This is a genomic window from Microterricola viridarii (assembly GCF_001542775.1).
Lineage (GTDB): Bacteria > Actinomycetota > Actinomycetes > Actinomycetales > Microbacteriaceae > Microterricola > Microterricola viridarii_A.
Genome location: NZ_CP014145.1, coordinates 1486958 through 1502545 on the forward strand (window position 1 = coordinate 1486958; position 15588 = coordinate 1502545).

The window sequence follows — 15588 nt, forward strand, 5'->3', positions numbered from 1 at the left end:
CTACACGTCACTTTCTCTCGGGCGCAGCACGCGCACCCGGGTCTTCACGCTCGGGATGAGCTGGTAACGGTCCAGTTCGCTCATGACGAGGTCCTTCAGCGGGGCCTGGTCGACAGGGACGCCGATCCCCGCGCGGAGGGTGACATCCACAACGCGGTGCGCAACACCGACGGTGATGTCATCGCGGGAGATCCCCGTCTCGTCGCTGACGTGTTGTGCCAGCGCGGCCGCGATGACTCCGTTGTCGACGAGCACGGCGCGTTCCCCGCAGCGCATCTGATGTTTCGGAAGGCGACCCGGGGCTAGCGAGAGAAAGACGAACACGAATCCGAGCACCGCCAACAGCAGCGCTCCAAGGGCGACAATCCAGCCGGGTTGCGCCGTGGGGAGCCCGATGATCCATTCCGCCGCGGCTGCTGGGGTGAGCAGCAGTGCTGGCCTGGAGAGCAGATCAAGCACGATCTCGGTAGCGATGTAGCCGAGTGCCACGATGAGAAGCACGTCCGCGACGATCATTGCGACGGTGCGTGGCGAATGGGATTCTCGCCGTAGGACGCGACGGAACGCGGGAGAACTCATCTCACTCTCCTCCTGCCTTCCACGACCGCACCTGTAATGGTCATGTTGATCCGGATGATGTCACGGCCGATGAGCCGCCCGATCTGGTCGCGGAGGAAAGCCTGGGCCGCCTCCACGCGTTCCAGGACGGGCGTTGCGGCCTGGAGCGCGGCCGTGTCGTCGAGATCGGGCACCGGAAGGCGGGTGGAGATGCTGACGGCGATTCCTCCCCCTGATTCCGAGACCCCCGCGGACACGTCCCCGCGGTCCACCCGGAGTGCGTCTGCGGTTGCCTCCTCGGCGACTTTCACGAGGACGCGACCTGCGATCACAATCCGTCCGGGGTGGGTCGGCCCGGTGTCGGCGAGTCGGTGGAGGCCGCCAGCTCGGCCCTCTCCTGCCGCGTCCATTAGGAGGTGCGCCGACCGGAGAAGGCGTTCGCGATCCCACGCACATCAAGCTTGCCCTCCACGATGCGGCCCACGAGCGCGCCGACGACCATGAAGAGGGCGACGAGGAGGAAACCCCAGAACCCGAACAGAATGATCGAGACAGCGAGGAAGGCCCCGATCAAGATGCCGGTGACGGTCGGACTCATGAGACGCGCGATTCTTCCGCATCCTGATTGTCGGACGGCAGATGGACATCATTGACTTCGACGTTCACCTCGACCACTTCCAGGCCGACCAGGGTGCTGATCGCGCCACTCACTGCGGCGCGTACATTTGCTGCGACATCCTGAACGGGTGCCGGGAACTCCACGACAATCGTGATGTCGGCGGCGGCCTGCGTCTCACCGACCTCGACCTTGACCCCCTGGGTCAGATCATCGACGTTCACCGCGCTACGGAGCGCACCAAGCGCGCGGGCTCCACTACCACCCAGCGCGTACACGCCAGGCACTGTGCGGGCAGCAATCCCGGCCACCTTCGCCACGACGCCTTCGGCGATGGTCGTCGTTCCGGCCGCAGACTCGTTGACTGGCACGCGCGACGTCGTGAACGGACGGTCCACGCGCGATGCGCTTGTCCTTGCGGGCTTCGACTCCGCGGGCGATGAAACAGGCGACGCGGGAACATTGGACACGTTCGGGTTCTGGTCGTTGGTAGTCATGGAATCCTCTTCACTGTGCACTGCGGAAACGCAAGCACCGGATGGGTCTGCGCTCAAGCGATGTATTCGCCTACATGTAAGACGCACCCAAGATCGGTTTCGTCACAAAATCGCCCAGCGGGCTCCATCGGTTCGGTGGAGCTGGCGGCCGCGACGGGTAGGAGCGTAGTCTGCTGACGCAGGGAGGGCCCGTTGAATGGAATGGGGAACGGCGTGGCTGCAGCAGGCCAGAGCAGACCAAGTCGGACAGGGGCGGACCTGAGCGCGACTGATGACTTCATCGTTGCCAGTCGCGCTGCTGACGGCGACTCGCAAGCATTCGAGGTACTCGTTCGCCGTTACGGCAAGCTGATGCGTTTTGTCGCCCGCAACGTTCTGGGCAGCGATGACCAGGCCGATGACGTCGTCCAGGATACCTTCGTGATCGCGTGGCAGCGTTTGGGCACGATCGCCGACCCGGCGGCAGTAAGACCATGGCTGATGCGCATCGTCACCCGGTGTGCAATCGACACCCTTCGGAAGCAGCATCCGCAGGTAACACTGGACGAGACGAATCATCTCCCCGCCGATGAGGCATCCCCGGCGCAGCAGGCGGAATCCCGGGCGCTCAATGACGCCGTCGCCGTGTCATTGCTAGTGCTTCCGGCAGATCAGCGCCGATGTTGGGTGCTTCGCAATGTCGCTGGGTACAGTTACCACGACATGGCCGAAGCTTTGAGTCTCCCCGAATCCACCGTTCGCGGACTCCTCGCCAGGGCGCGGAAACACCTGATCGCAGAAATGGAGGCATGGCGATGACCGAGAAGACGCCGACGCCCATGCCCTCCAACCCGACCTTCCCTGCTCCACCAGGGTCAGACTTGGACGGGCACAGCATCGAGGAGCTCAGCGACTACCTCGACGCCGGACGGGAGCCGAGGAACGATTCCATCGAGAGCTCTCCTGGCTGCCAGATCGCCCTCGCTGGCCTCGCTCGACTGCACCGACTGACGATGGAACAGCTCGATGCGGATGTCGAACAGGAACCCGCACCCAGCGATTCGTGGGTGCAGTCCATCATGAACAGGATTGCGTTAGAAGCCAACGCCGGCCGCGACATCCCGATTGCGCACAGCGACCCTCACGCGGCGCTGGCTCTCAGTGAAGGCGCGGTGCGGGGAATCATCCGCAGCGCCGGCGATGGCGTCGAAGGCGTCATCGTCGGCCGATGCCGTCTCGACGGCGATGTCACCCATCTCGGCGAACCCATCACGATCCGGGTCGAGATGAGCATCGCCTGGGGCGAGAACATTCCCGCCGCCGCCAGCCAGCTCCGGCAAGCAATCGCCGACGAACTTCACAAACACACCGAACTCGCTGTCGCCGCGATTGACATTACGGTACGCGACGTACGAGTTGCCGCACACGTCGGCACTCCGGTGCAGGCAACCGCGACGGACGCGTGATGGCTGTCACCGCTGGCCGCGGCGAGGGTGATCTCGCCGAGCACCTGAGCGCAGTCGTCGCCGCACACGCCGAGGTCCTCCGGACATATTCCGCTCATTCTGCCTCGAGCGATCTCATTTCCCAGGCTCGCGGCGCGATCACCCCCTCTTACACACACCCGCCCGTCCGCGTGACGCAAACCGCCAGCGGCACGACAATTGCAGTCTTGGTCGGAGTGAGCGGCGAACGAGCCGCGACCGCGATCTGCCACGACATTTACGAGCAGGTTGCACGGTCAGCCTCTGCCGCGGGTGCGACCGCGCCCATCGCGATCTCAATCACAATCGCCAGTATCAACTAGTCAAGCGCTCACGCGATCGAGTGGTTTCGGCCAGGACTTCCGGGTGAGTGCCAGAGCCCTCAGAAACCTGCCTGATCGCCACCTGCTGGTCGGGCGATTCGCTGGTTCACAGGCAGAGAAACGGGACACTATTCAGATTTCGTCACCGTGTGTGCTCCGCGGAACGGCCCGCGCGAACCAACGGAGGATGACAATGGGACTATGACGGCTCGTCCCAGAACGTCCTTCGGCCCAGCCGCTGCTCAGCACTTGCGTACGAGCAGCGGCGTAGTGGGATCCGCCGTGGGCCTGCCACAGCAGCTGGCCGCCATCGGTTGGATCCCGCCGCACTCGGCAGAATCCGATGGCGCAACACAACACATGAGCGTCAGCGCCCTTTCGGATGCGCCGGCGGTTTGGCCGGCCGACGCGTTGAGAAGTCAGGTCGCACCAGACGAATCGAGTGCTCTGCCGCCGCCCCAGATCGCGGGACCGCCACTGACCCTGCACCAGGTGGAACCGTCATGACCGGGGCTCTCGAGGCATTCGACCTCATCATCGTCGGCGCCGGGCCGGGCGGCTCCGCCGCGGCGCTGAGCGCTTTGCGCGCTCGGCCGTCCGCCCGGGTGCTGGTCCTCGATCGAGCCCCGCTAGGCCGAGACAAGGCCTGCGGCGACGGAGTGAGTCCCGAAGCCGCGAGCGAGATAGCTGGCCTTGGTCTCCCCGGGCTGCTCCTTCCGAGCGAACGGGTCTTTCGCTTCCGACTCGTCGCTGGACACCTCGATACAACTGGCACCACGCCGGTTCCGGGGTACGTCATCCCTCGGGCGGAACTCGATCACCGGCTCATGCTCGCGGCCGGAGAAGTCGGGGCGCTCTACCGCCAGCATGCCGTGCGCGAGATAGACCAGGACTCGAGCGGTGTGGTCGTTGACGGCAAGTACAGCGCGTCGGTGGTGATTGGCGCCGATGGGGCGAACTCCGCGGTGCGCCGTGCTGCGGGACAGCCGCCGAACCGCGGCCGGCATATGGCCCTCGCCGTCCGAGGTTACGCGCCTACCCCGGAGGGATTTGAAGGGCTCTACCTTCGCTGGGACCCCGTTCCGGGCGTCGGCCTTCAGTACGCATGGGCTTTTGCGACCGCCCGCGGGACAGTCAATCTGGGCTTCGGATCGGCCGCTTCGGCAATGACCAGGGCACAGATGGAGGACCGCGCAGCCGAACTGCTTCCAGACTTCATGGTCACGCCCACTCGAATGACCGGACACCTGTTGCCGCTGTCAACCCGCCGGCCCCGCCCCGCTATCGGCCGCGTGCTTCTCGTCGGCGATGCGGCCAGCCTGGTCAATCCGCTCAGCGGCGAAGGTATCTTTTGCGCGCTGGCCTCGGGCGCACTGGCCGGGAGCGCTGCTGCGGCGGCCAATCCGGGCGACAGCTATTCTCGCGCGCTTCGGAGAAGATTCGGACGTCAACATCGCCAGCTACGTGCGCTGTACCCACTACTAGACCGGCCGTCAATCATTTCAACTGCACTCCGGGCCTCCGCGCGCGATCCACGAATCTTCCAACGGTTGATTGCAGTCGGGCTTGGTGAGGGAACGTTCCGTGCCGTGGATCTTGCTCGCATTGTCGCCAGCGCCCGGAGGAAGTGACGGGCCTGGAATCGCGGATTCGAGAAGAATCCGGTCCAGGCTCTGTGTGTAGGGCGGACGGGACTTGAACCCGTGACCGGCGGATTATGAGTCCGATGCTCTAACCAGCTGAGCTACCGCCCCGTGCCCCTGACTGCATCCGGCGAAGAGCTAGTCTTCGGTGGATGCGGCGGGTGCGACGTTGGTGACCAGTTCGGGCACCGGCTCACCACGATACAGGCACTCGAAGGTGCTGATCGTCCGCTGGATGTCGTGCACGACGATGCGGTTGAGCGACTCCTGCTTCATCGCGGTGAGCTCGGCCGGGGCCATCTCCAGCACGGTGCGGAGCTTCTCGGCCAGATCTGCCGGGTCGCTCGGCTTGAACAGGAAGCCGTTGTGCCCGTCGGCCACCAGGTGCGGCAGCGCCATGGCGTTGGCCGCCACGATCGGCAGCCCAGAGGCCATGGCCTCCATGGTCGCGATGCTCTGCAGCTCGGCGATCGAGGGCATGGCGAAGACGGTGGCCGCGGTGTATTCGGCGCGCAGCTCTGCCTCGGTGACGTAGCCGCGGAACACGACTCGGTCGGCGAGGCCGAGGCTCTCGGCCAGGTGCTGCAGGTTGCGCATCTGGTCGCCGCCGCCGACGATGTGCAGCTTGGTGTCCAGCTCGGCCGGCAGCAGCTTGATCGCCTTGAGCAGCACGTCAATCTGCTTCTCGCCGGTCACGCGACCGACGAAGAGCACCGTGTTGCCGGTGCGCGGCTCGAAGTTCGGGGTGTACTCGTGGGCGTCGATGCCGCAGGAGATGGCGTGCACGTTCTGCAGGCCCGTGTACTGCTCGAGGAACTGGGCGGCCCTGGCGGTCGGCGTCGTCACGGACTCGGCGCGGCCGAAGGTGCGCTTGGCGGCCTTCCAGGCCAGACCGATGGCCCAGTCCTGCCAGGCCTTCGGCAGCAGCGTGAACTCGAGCAGGTTCTCAGGCATGAAGTGGTTGGTTCCGACGATGCGGATGCCGCGCTTCTCGGCCTCGATGGTGAGGCCGCGACCGACGATGATGTGCGACTGGAAGTGCACGACATCCGGCTTGACGAGGTCAAGCACACGGGCGCTGTTCTGCCGGATCCGCCACGGCAGCGCGAAGCGCAGCCAGTCGTGCGGGTACCAGCGCCAGCTGTACAGCCGGTGGGCCATCATCTTCTGGCCCTCGTGCTCCTCGACCCAGCTGCCGTGCTTGCGTGAGGCGGCCGGAGCCATGATGTGAACTTCGTGGCCACGGGCCACGAGGCCGGCGGCGAGGCGCTCGGCGAATCGTGCGGCCCCGTTAACGTCGGGGGCGAAAGTGTCGGCACCGATCAGCACACGCAATGGCTTCTGCGCGGACTGTGTGCCGGCCGCGGGGGCGGCGGAAGGCGAGCCTGGCGTCTCAGTCAAGTGGAAGGTTCCCTCACGGTGGTGGGCCGGGAAATATCGTCCGGCGAAGAGTCAATGGGCCGCCATGCAGCGGGATCAGGTGGGCCTAGTCTAAACCGGGTCGGCTGTGACGATACCAAATGCGGCCCGGAGCGTCGCAACTCGCCGGCGCTCAGACCTTGGTCTGTGGGTGGTGCCTGGCGAGGGCGAAGACCCCCCAGATCGCGATCGCCCCGGCAATGACGAAGCCGATTCCGGCCCAGAGCGGAGCCTGCGAAGCCTCGTCCAGAACGAAGATTCCGATCGCGACGGCGACGAGCGGGTCGACGACGGTGAGCCCGGCGATGACCAGGTCAGGCGGACCGGAGGAGTAGGCGTTCTGCACGAAGTAGGCACCGAGTGCGGCCGCCGCGAGCAGCGCGACGACGCAGATCAGGGTGAGCCACTCGAAGTTCTGGTGCTGGATGCGGTTGATGACGACCTTGGCCAGGGTGGCGACGAAACCGTAGAGCACGCCGGCACCCAGGATGTAGAACAACGCCTTGAAGCGGTTGCGCAGTGTCACGAAGGCGACCACGAACGCGATGAGCACCGCGAGCAGGATCCAGAGGATCGTGATGATGTCCTCGTTCGTCACCGGCTTGTCGACAGAGGTGAACGCGGCGATCGTGACGAACAGGGCCACGCCGCCGACGCACATGCTGATGGCGATGATGGATGCCCGATTCAGCGCGACCTTGCTGACACGCGCGTTCACGATGGCGGTGATCACGAGGGCGACGGCGCCGAGCGGCTGCACGACGGTGAGCGGGGCCAACGACAGGCTGGAGAGCTGCAGCACGACGGCGAAGCCCAACATGAGCGTGCCGATGACCCAGGACGGGCGGGCAAGCAGCAGCATCAGCTGCTTGACGTTCAGTCCGCCGCCGGCCTCCTGTGTGTTCTTCTCGACCTTGACGACGCCGCGGTGCTGGAATTGCGCGCCGAGCGCGAGGAAAACGGCCCCGATGAGCGCCAGAATGATGCCGAAAACGACCTTCGGGTCCTGTGGGATCAGGTGCTCGGCGAGCTCGGTGGTATCAAAGGGCACTCCACGACACTAACGTGAACAGACCGATATTCTGTGAACATGGCCGTTCTTCCCATCCGGATCTCCGGAGACCCCGTGCTGCACTCCCCCGCAGCCCCTGTGACCCTTTTCGATGACGCCCTGCGCATCCTCGTCGCCGACATGTTCGAGACCATGGATGCCGCACCGGGCGTCGGTCTCGCCGGCCCCCAGGTGGGCGTGCCACTGCGGCTGTTCACCTTCGGCTGGGTCGACGACGACGGCACGAAGTGGCGCGACGTCGCCATCAACCCCGAACTCTGGCAGAGCCCGCTCGCCGTCGGCCCCACCGACGAGGACGAGGAGTCAGAGGGCTGCCTGTCCTTCCCCGGCGAGCGGTTCCCGCTGCGCCGCGCGGAGCGCGTCATCCTGCGGGCGACGAACCTCGAGGGTGAGCGGTACGAGATCGAGGCAGAGGGTTGGCTGGCACGCATCTTCCAGCACGAGTACGACCACCTGGACGGCCTGCTCTACGTCGACCGCGTCGAGGAGGGCTACCAGCGCCTGATCGGCAAGATCAGCCGCAAGCGCGGCTGGGGCGTGCCCGGCAACGCCTGGCTGCCCGGGGTCGACAACCTCGAAGACTGACGATCTGAAGGGCTGGAGCCACGCCTCCTAGTCGTGCAGGATCACCTGGAACAGGTGGTGATCCTGCCAGCTGCCCGCGATCCGCAGATAGCGTGGCGCGATACCGATCTGCTGGAAGCCGGCCTTCAGCAGCACCCGCTGTGAGCCGACGTTGTGCGGCAGGGTGCCCGCCTCGATGCGGTGCAGCCGCAGCTCGTCGCGGGCGAACTCGACGATCGCCTGCACGGCCGCGGAGGCGAGGCCCCTGCCCGCATACGCGCCGTCGACCCAGTAGCCGAGGTTGGCGCTCTGGAATGGGCCGCGGACAATCCCGGCCAGGTTGAAGCGGCCGACGAGCTCACTCCCGGTGAACAGCCCGAACGCCACGCCCTCTCCCCTGGACTGCGCGCGAAGCCGGGCGGCGATGTCACCCGCCTGCCACGCCTGCGTGAAGTACTCGGCTGGGCGGGCCGGCTCCCACGGCGCCAGATGATCGTGGTTGCGCACGTACGCCTCGGCCAGGGCCGCCGCGTCGCTCTGGCGCAGAACGCGCATGCTGACATCGTCACTGAGTTGGCGCGGTTCAAACACCGCTCAAGAATACGCGGTGCCGCACGCTAGCCGAGGGCGCGGATGCCGGCGGCGACCAGCGCCGCCGCGATCACCACGACGATGAACGGCACCCGGAGGGCAAAAAGCCCGGCGGCCACGATGACGGCAGGCACGCGGGCGTCCAGCACGATCTCCTGGCCGTGCGCGAAGGTTTGCACGCCGATGAGGGCGGCGAGCAGCGCGACGGTGAGCAGCTCGGCGATCCGCGACACGGCGGGGTTGTCGAGCACCCGCGGCGGCACCAGGTAGCCGGCCATCTTCATCACGACGCAGGCGATGGAGGCGACGATCACGATCTGCCACATGGTCATGCGCGATCCGCCTTGCCCAGCCAGTTGAACGCGCCGACGACGACCGCCACGAGCGCGGCGACCAGCACCGGCAGCCCGGGCATCAGCACGGGTGTCAGCAGCGTCGCGACGAGGGCGGCAGCCACGGCGACGGCGCTGGCCTGCACGCGCTTCAGGCGCGGCCAGAGCAGGCCGAGGAAGGCGGCCGCGGCCGCCGCGTCCAGGCCGTAGACGCGAGGGTCGCCGAGGGCGTCACCGATCAGCGCGCCGATCAGCGTCGTCAGATTCCAGCCGACGAAGATCACGACGGCGGTCACCCAGAAGCCGACCCGGCGCAGGTGCCCGCTGGGTTGGGCCAGGGCAACGGCCGTCGATTCGTCGATCGTGCCCCACGCCGCGGCGAGCTTCTTCCACCAGCCGCCGCCCAGCACGGGCGCCATCCGCATTCCGTAGATGGCGTTGCGGCTGCCGAGCAGTGCCGCACTGGCGATCGCCGTCGGCCCCGCGGCGACGCCGCCGCTGGCGAGCACCCCGACGAGGGCGTACTGCGATCCGCCGGTGAACATCACCAGGCTGAGGAAGCAGGCCTGCCAGACGTCGAGGCCGGCCGCGACGGCCAGGGCGCCGAAGGAGATGCCGTACGCGGCCGTCGCGATGCCGACGGCCCACGCCTCACGCACGACGACGGTGCGGGCGGCCCGCTCATCCAGTGCTTCGGCGTCGGCGATGGTCATCGAGACAGATTAACGCTGTGCACCCCATTGTGGAAGCGCAGAGCGGGGAAGACCACCGAGACCGAGAAGCCGACGCCGGGAACGGTGCGGGCCTGGAACACGCCGCCGTACAATTCGGCGCGCTGCTTCATCTGGGTGAGCCCGGCGCCGGTGAGGTTGGCGGTGAGCGCGTGTAGGTCGTCGTCGATCGTGTACGCGGTGTCGCGGTTGATGCCGTCGGCGTCGAGCCCGGCACGCCGAGCCTTGGCCCGGATGCCGTCGTCATCGACGATCAGCTGCAGGCCGTCACGGGTCCAGCTGAAGCTGACCTTGGCCTCTGTGCCGGTACCGCCGTGCTTGAGCGCGTTGGCCAGGGCACCTTGCAGGATACGGAAGATCGCCAGCTCGGCGCCCGGCTTCAGCTCGTAGCGCTCCCCCGACTCGTCGAAGACGATGGTGAGGCCCGCATCCCGCATCACACGGAACAGGTCGCGGGCCGATTGCAGGCCGGGCTGGCGCGAGGAGACGGCTTCGCCCTCGCGCGCCACCGTGAGCACGCGCCGCATGTCGCCGACGGCCTCCCGGCCGGATTCGACGATGGCGCCGACGACGCGGGCGGCCGCGCTCGGGTCGCTCTCCACGGTGTAGCGGGCACCCTCGGCCTGCGTGATCAGCCTGGAGACGTTGAGCACGGCGACATCCTGCAGCTCGCGCACGATGCCGAGGCGGCCGGTCTGCTCGGCCAACGAGAGCTCCAGGTCGATGCGGGTGCGCTCGGCGCCGGTCCAGTCGCGGTCCGTTCGGCGCAGCCGGCGCGAGGCGCGCAGCCAGAGCCAGAGCAGCACCGCCAGCACGAGGAGGAGCACCCCCGCCACGATGATCAGCACCGTCGGTGCCGAGTCGCCCTGTAGCCATTCGGCCATGTGTGTTGCCTCCGCTTCATGCGGGCCGCATGCTGCGCGGCCCGCACTCGACTTTAGCGGCGGGGCGCCGATCGCGCCTCATTGGGCCCGCGGGCGGCAGGCTACCCGGCTGGACGGTTGGCGCGCAAGACCTCCAGACGGGCCCGATACTCGGTCTCGTCGATGTCGCCCCGAGCGAAGCGCTCAGAGAGCGTCTGTTCGGCGCTGGCGGTGCCGCCCCAGCCGTTCGGCCCGTGCGGGCCGTAGCCGCGGCCCGCGCTGCGCCAGCGCCGCCCGAAGATCGCGAACAGGATGCCGAAGGTGAGGATCCAGAAGAGCGGGATGAACAGGAAGAACCAGCCGGGCCATCCCCAGCCCGCGCTGGGGTAGCCGAGGTGCAGTGCTGGATCGATGTTCAGGGCAGGTGAGACAAGCAGTGCGGTGAGCATGGGGCTCCAATCAGCGAGGGCGGCGGCCTGGTACGACCGTGATTCCAGCCTCTCGCCGGAGCCCTCCCGGCGAATCCGCCCACCGTAGACACCTCGTCTACTCCCCCGGGAGTACGCCGGCTCCGAACAGCGGCGGCGCTAATTCCAGCCGGGGCGCACCAGTCCCGTCTCGTAGGCCGTCACGACCAGGTGCACCCTGTCCCTGGCACCGAGCTTGCTCATCATGCGCGACACGTGGGTCTTCGCCGTCAGCGGACTGAGAAACAGCTCCGCCGCGATTTCGTCGTTGCTGAGGCCACGGCCGACGAGGGCGAGCACCTCGCGCTCACGCTCGGTCAGGAGGGCGAGCTGCTCGGTGTGCGGCGCCTCCTTCAGACCGGCGGCCATACGCGCCAACAGCCGCCGGGTGACGCCGGGCGACAGCAGCGCATCCCCCGCGGCGACGACGCGCACTGCACGGATCAGTTCGACCGGTTCGGTGTCCTTCACCAGGAAGCCGCTGGCCCCGGCCCTGATCGCCTCGGCCACGTAGTCGTCGAGCTCGAAAGTCGTCACCATCACCACATGCGTGTGGGCCAGGCTCGGATCCGATGTGATCGCTGCGGTGGCCCACAGTCCGTCGCCATCCGGCATCCGGATGTCCATCAAGACCACGTCTGGTCGGGTCAGGCGCACCCCGTCCAGCGCCGCACGGCCGGTCGCCGCCTCGCCGACGACCTCGAACCCGCTCTCCGATTCGAGCAGCGCGCGGAAGCCCCCGCGCACGAGGGCCTGGTCGTCGGCCAGGAAGATGTTTGTCATGCTGCCTCCGCCGCGCGCGGCAGCCGCAGCGAGACCCGGAAGCCGCCGCCCGGCCGCCATCCAGCTTCGAGCGTGCCGCCGACAAGCGCGGCCCGCTCGCGCATACCGAGCAGCCCACGGCCCTCGACCAGCGCCCGGTCAGGCGGCGCCTGGCCGTCATCCAGAATCGTCACTGTGCAGGAGGCTCCGTCGTCGGCGAAATCGACGGTGGCGCTCTCTGCCGTGGAGTGCCGGGACACGTTGGTGAGGGCCTCCTGCACGACCCTGTAGACGGTGAGCTCAGCCAGCTGAGGCAACCCCTCCGGTGGCGTACCGGTCACGGTCACGGGCAGGCCGATGGCGGCGAAGGAGTCGAGCAGCGCGGGCAGCCGCGCCAGTTGCGGTTGCGGCATGCGCTGGTCGGCCTCCGGCTCGTCCACGGCGCCGCGCAGGAAGCCCAGAACTCCGCGCACCTCTTCCAGAGCCGCCTTGCTGGTCTGTTTGATGTTCGCCAGCGCCTCTGCCGCCTTCTCCGGCTGCTCGTCGATCAGGTGCAGGCCGACGCCGGCCTGCACGTTGATCGAGGAGAGCGAGTGGGCGAGCACGTCGTGCAGCTCGCGGGCGATCCGCACCCGCTCCCGCTCCGCCTCGCCCTGCCGGCGACGGGCCGCCTCGACCCGGTACTCGGCGAATCGTTCGCGGCGGTTGCGCACTGCCTCGCCGATGCCGACGAGCACGCTGAGCACCAGCAGCACGACGAGCGGCCGCACCAGGTCGCGTGGGCTGGGCGCGATGGCGAAACCGAGCACAACCCCGAGCAGCAGTGCGCCGCCGACAGTGCCCCACACCCAACCCCTGGCGCCGAGCGCCGTGGCGGCGACCACGGCGAAAGCCAGCGGCAGGGCGACGGCAACGGGGAGCGTGGTGAGCACGATCACGGGCAGCGTCAGCACGGCGATACCGACGAGGGCGGGGCCCGGATGCCGGCCGAGCCAGAGCAGTGTGAGCGAGCCGAGCATTGCGGCCGCAACGGCGGCGAGCTCGACCGGCCGCCAGGCGCCGGAGAGCAGGATGAGCGCGATGACCGTCTGCACCACGAGCGAGATCACGACCGGGATCCAGCGGCCACCCCGCGGCGCACCGCGCCAGGCGCCGTTCCTGCCGTCCTCGCCGTATGCCTGCGCCATGTTCAGATCGTAGCGAGGCTTCCTGCGCGAAATGACAAAGCACCGTTCGCCCGAGAACACAGACGCAGAAAAAATACGGGGGCACAAAAAAGGCCACCAGGGGTGGAGCCCTTGGTGGCCTTTCGCTCCCCGACTTGGACTCGAACCAAGAACCTGTCGGTTAACAGCCGACTGCTCTGCCAATTGAGCTATCGAGGATTAGGGAGTTACTGTGCTGCTTGTGTTTCTGTTGCTGTGTTTCTGTTTTGCGGCGTTGAACGCTGCGTAGCTACTTTAGCAAAGGATTCAGAACTACCAAATCCGGTGCACCCGGGAGTGTCGCGCCGGGCGCGCCGCCGCGCCGGTCAGTAGCCGCGTTCGGGGTCGACGACCCCGACAAAACGGGCGTCGCCGAGGAACGCCTGCACGTTCAGACGGATGCGCTCGGCCAGCAACGGCGCGGTCATCGTCGGCGTGTCGGCCATGTGCGGCGTGACGATGACATTGGGGGCGCTCCACAGTGGATGCCCATCCGGCAATGGCTCGGGCACCGTGACATCGACCGCCGCGCCGGCGATGGTGTGCCGGTGCAGCGCGTGCACGAGATCGTCGGTGACGACCACGCCACCGCGTGCCACGTTCACGAAATATGCGGTTTCGGGCATGAGTTCGAACTCACGGGCACCGAACAGGCCGAGGGTGGCTCCGGTGAGAGCGGCGGCCACGACAACGAGGTCGGCGTGCGGCAGCACCCTGTGCAGCGCCTCGCTGGGCACCGTGGCGTCCGCCCCCGGCAGCGGCTCGCCGCTCCGCCGCACGATCGTCACGTGCGCACGGAAGGGCTGCAACAGCCGGAGCAGCTCGATCGCGATGCCGCCAGCGCCGACGATGACGACGCGCAGGCCGAACAGCGAGACGCCGTCTGGCCGGTCGTCCCAGGAGGTGGCCCTGATCCGGCGGGGCAGGAAGCGCAGCAGGGCGAGGCTGAGGGCGAGGGCGTGCTCGGCGACCGGTTGGGCGTATGCGCCCTTGGCGCTCGTCCACAACAGGCCGTCGCGGTGTTCGGACCGCATCACCTCTGCGAAGCCGTCGACGCCGGCCCAGGGCAGCTGCACCCAGCCGATCTGCGGGTTCTCGCGTAACACGGTGGCGAGTTCGCTTGCCCGGCGGTAGTCGAGCCAGACGATGCCCCGGGTGTCGGGCCCGAGCGGGGCGACGGTGCCGCCGCCGGATTCGACGGCGGCCGCGAAGACGGCATCCGGCTCCGGCAGCACGGCAATCGGCCCGGGGGCGGGGCGCTGCGCGTTGGCCAGGGCGACCGTCGGCTCGCCGAGCACCGCGCGGTGCCGGGGCTGCTGGCCGAGGCTCATTTGCTGCCCCTGGCTGGGCGTGGCTTCTTCGGAGCCGGCATCGGCAATGCGTCGGCGGTCGCCTGGATCGCCCGGGCCAACCAGTCCCGATCCTCCAGAGCATCGCCCGACACCATTCGATAGGGCTTGGCGCCCGGGTAGGGCGGGGCCAGCTCCGTGCGGTCGAACAGCTCCGTTGCGGCATCCGATGGCTTGATGAAAAGCGCGTCGTCGCAGATCAGGCCGACGATCTTCTCGTCGCAGTAGATGCCATACTCGCCGAACATCTTCGCCGTGCGGATCGCCAGGCCGGCGAGCTGGTCTTCGATGAATTCGATGGTCTCTGGCCTAGTGGGCATCGTGGAAGCTCTCTGCGAGTCGAGCCACATAGGGGTGGCTGGGGTCGTCGAAGACCTCGTCAATCGTGCCGAGCCCCACCAACACGCCCTGGTAGAGGATCGCGATGCGGTCGGCGACGGCGCGCAGCACGGCCACGTCGTGGCTGATCACGAGCGCGGTGAAGGCGCGCTCCCGCTGCAGTTCGGCGAAGAGTTCGGTGATGGCTGCGCGCACCGTGACGTCGACGCCGGCGGTGGGCTCATCGGCGATGAGCAGCGTCGGCTCGAGGATCAGCGCGCGGGCCAGGGCGACGCGTTGCCGCTGCCCGCTGCTCAGTTCGTAGGGATAGCGGCCGAGGATGCTGAGTGGCAGCCGCACAGCGTCGATCATCGTCACCACCAGGCCCTCCAGCTCGCGCCGGTCGAAGTGCCGGTCGCGCAGCAGGATCGGCTCGGCGACGAGCTCGGCCACCGTCGACGTCGACTCAAGCGTCGAGCCGGCATCCTGGGCCAGGAAGCCGATGTTGAAGCCCAGTTTGGCCGCCTTGCGGCGGCTGAGGCCGCGCAACGGCACTCCGAACACCAGGGCGTCACCGCCGGTGATGACGGGACGCAGGTCCGGCCCCGGCTCCACAGAGAGGGTCGAGAGCACCCGGGCGATGGTGCTCTTGCCCGAACCGCTCTCGCCCAACAGGCCGAGCACCTCGCCGGGCGCGACGCGCAACGTGAGCCCGCGCACGGCAACATGGGCGGGGCTGGCCCCATGCGGCGGGTACTCGATCGTCAGATCGCTCGTCACGATCGGGAATCTGTGCGCCACGGTGCCAGCCATGC

Annotated in this window: 20 protein-coding genes and 2 tRNA genes; 4 read left to right on the top strand and 18 right to left on the bottom strand. The window is 67.7% G+C overall.

What is annotated here, in order from left to right:
- From AWU67_RS06830 to AWU67_RS06845, 4 genes are read right to left on the bottom strand one after another with little or no spacing between them, the layout of a single operon-like run.
- Positions 1–579: a DNA/RNA endonuclease G gene (locus AWU67_RS06830; RefSeq protein WP_067227309.1), complete on the bottom strand. Its 579-nt coding sequence runs from the start codon at positions 577–579 to the stop codon at positions 1–3.
- On the bottom strand, positions 576–968 hold the full coding sequence (locus tag AWU67_RS06835) for a hypothetical protein (RefSeq protein WP_067227310.1): 393 nt from the start codon (positions 966–968) through the stop codon (positions 576–578). Before AWU67_RS06835 ends, AWU67_RS06830 begins: the two co-directional genes overlap by 4 nt.
- Positions 968–1156: a DUF2273 domain-containing protein gene (locus AWU67_RS06840; RefSeq protein WP_067227311.1), complete on the bottom strand. Its 189-nt coding sequence runs from the start codon at positions 1154–1156 to the stop codon at positions 968–970. The genes AWU67_RS06835 and AWU67_RS06840 overlap by 1 nt, the downstream gene beginning before the upstream one ends.
- Entirely contained in the window at positions 1153–1671 is a 519-nt protein-coding gene (locus AWU67_RS06845) for an Asp23/Gls24 family envelope stress response protein (protein WP_082716823.1), read from the bottom strand. The genes AWU67_RS06840 and AWU67_RS06845 overlap by 4 nt, the downstream gene beginning before the upstream one ends.
- 213 nt (positions 1672–1884) lie before the next feature.
- Between AWU67_RS06845 and AWU67_RS06850 the strand changes: the two genes are divergently transcribed.
- The 3 genes from AWU67_RS06850 (at position 1885) to AWU67_RS16915 (ending at position 5088) form a co-directional block, all read left to right on the top strand.
- On the top strand, positions 1885–2469 hold the full coding sequence (locus AWU67_RS06850; RefSeq protein ID WP_234407381.1) for an RNA polymerase sigma factor: 585 nt from the start codon (positions 1885–1887) through the stop codon (positions 2467–2469).
- A complete protein-coding gene (locus tag AWU67_RS06855; RefSeq protein WP_234407382.1) occupies positions 2466–3116 on the top strand; it encodes an Asp23/Gls24 family envelope stress response protein in 651 nt (216 codons plus the stop codon). The genes AWU67_RS06850 and AWU67_RS06855 overlap by 4 nt, the downstream gene beginning before the upstream one ends.
- 844 nt (positions 3117–3960) lie before the next feature.
- Complete coding sequence (locus AWU67_RS16915; RefSeq protein WP_082716825.1) at positions 3961–5088, top strand: NAD(P)/FAD-dependent oxidoreductase; 1128 nt, start codon at positions 3961–3963, stop codon at positions 5086–5088.
- 49 nt (positions 5089–5137) lie between these two features.
- Here AWU67_RS16915 and AWU67_RS06870 read toward each other — a convergent pair.
- From AWU67_RS06870 to AWU67_RS06880, 3 genes are all read right to left on the bottom strand, one after another.
- Positions 5138–5211, bottom strand: a tRNA-Ile gene (locus AWU67_RS06870).
- Between the two features lie 27 nt (positions 5212–5238).
- Positions 5239–6501, bottom strand: a complete 1263-nt coding sequence (locus AWU67_RS06875) for a glycosyltransferase (protein WP_234407383.1) — start codon at positions 6499–6501, stop codon at positions 5239–5241.
- Positions 6502–6652: 151 nt separating this feature from the next.
- Positions 6653–7570, bottom strand: coding sequence for a DMT family transporter (locus AWU67_RS06880; RefSeq protein WP_067227315.1), 918 nt, complete (start codon positions 7568–7570; stop codon positions 6653–6655).
- A 39-nt stretch (positions 7571–7609) separates the two neighbouring features.
- Here AWU67_RS06880 and def point away from each other — a divergent pair, with 39 nt between their 5' ends.
- On the top strand, positions 7610–8176 hold the full coding sequence (def, locus tag AWU67_RS06885) for a peptide deformylase (protein ID WP_067227316.1): 567 nt from the start codon (positions 7610–7612) through the stop codon (positions 8174–8176).
- Positions 8177–8203: 27 nt separating this feature from the next.
- On the opposite strand, the gene AWU67_RS06890 is transcribed toward def, so the two are convergent.
- The 11 genes from AWU67_RS06890 to AWU67_RS06940 form a co-directional block, all read right to left on the bottom strand.
- Positions 8204–8710, bottom strand: a complete 507-nt coding sequence (locus AWU67_RS06890) for a GNAT family N-acetyltransferase (protein ID WP_067227317.1) — start codon at positions 8708–8710, stop codon at positions 8204–8206.
- Positions 8711–8772: 62 nt separating this feature from the next.
- Positions 8773–9078, bottom strand: coding sequence for an AzlD domain-containing protein (locus AWU67_RS06895; protein WP_067227318.1), 306 nt, complete (start codon positions 9076–9078; stop codon positions 8773–8775).
- A complete protein-coding gene (locus tag AWU67_RS06900) occupies positions 9075–9791 on the bottom strand; it encodes an AzlC family ABC transporter permease (RefSeq protein WP_067227319.1) in 717 nt (238 codons plus the stop codon). Before AWU67_RS06900 ends, AWU67_RS06895 begins: the two co-directional genes overlap by 4 nt.
- Positions 9788–10693 carry a sensor histidine kinase gene (locus AWU67_RS06905; RefSeq protein WP_067227320.1) on the bottom strand — a complete coding sequence of 302 codons (906 nt, stop codon included), beginning with the start codon at positions 10691–10693 and terminating at the stop codon, positions 9788–9790. Before AWU67_RS06905 ends, AWU67_RS06900 begins: the two co-directional genes overlap by 4 nt.
- 101 nt (positions 10694–10794) lie before the next feature.
- Positions 10795–11121, bottom strand: a complete 327-nt coding sequence (locus AWU67_RS06910) for an SHOCT domain-containing protein (RefSeq protein ID WP_067227321.1) — start codon at positions 11119–11121, stop codon at positions 10795–10797.
- Between the two features lie 138 nt (positions 11122–11259).
- On the bottom strand, positions 11260–11922 hold the full coding sequence (locus tag AWU67_RS06915; protein WP_067232291.1) for a response regulator transcription factor: 663 nt from the start codon (positions 11920–11922) through the stop codon (positions 11260–11262).
- Positions 11919–13088, bottom strand: coding sequence for a sensor histidine kinase (locus tag AWU67_RS06920; protein WP_067227322.1), 1170 nt, complete (start codon positions 13086–13088; stop codon positions 11919–11921). Before AWU67_RS06920 ends, AWU67_RS06915 begins: the two co-directional genes overlap by 4 nt.
- Positions 13089–13213: 125 nt before the next feature.
- Positions 13214–13286, bottom strand: a tRNA-Asn gene (locus AWU67_RS06925).
- A 146-nt stretch (positions 13287–13432) separates the two neighbouring features.
- Positions 13433–14437, bottom strand: a complete 1005-nt coding sequence (locus AWU67_RS06930; protein ID WP_082716826.1) for a D-isomer specific 2-hydroxyacid dehydrogenase family protein — start codon at positions 14435–14437, stop codon at positions 13433–13435.
- On the bottom strand, positions 14434–14775 hold the full coding sequence (locus AWU67_RS06935) for a TfoX/Sxy family protein (RefSeq protein ID WP_067227323.1): 342 nt from the start codon (positions 14773–14775) through the stop codon (positions 14434–14436). Before AWU67_RS06935 ends, AWU67_RS06930 begins: the two co-directional genes overlap by 4 nt.
- Positions 14765–15586: an ATP-binding cassette domain-containing protein gene (locus tag AWU67_RS06940; protein ID WP_067227324.1), complete on the bottom strand. Its 822-nt coding sequence runs from the start codon at positions 15584–15586 to the stop codon at positions 14765–14767. Before AWU67_RS06940 ends, AWU67_RS06935 begins: the two co-directional genes overlap by 11 nt.
- Positions 15587–15588: the final 2 nt, after the last annotated feature.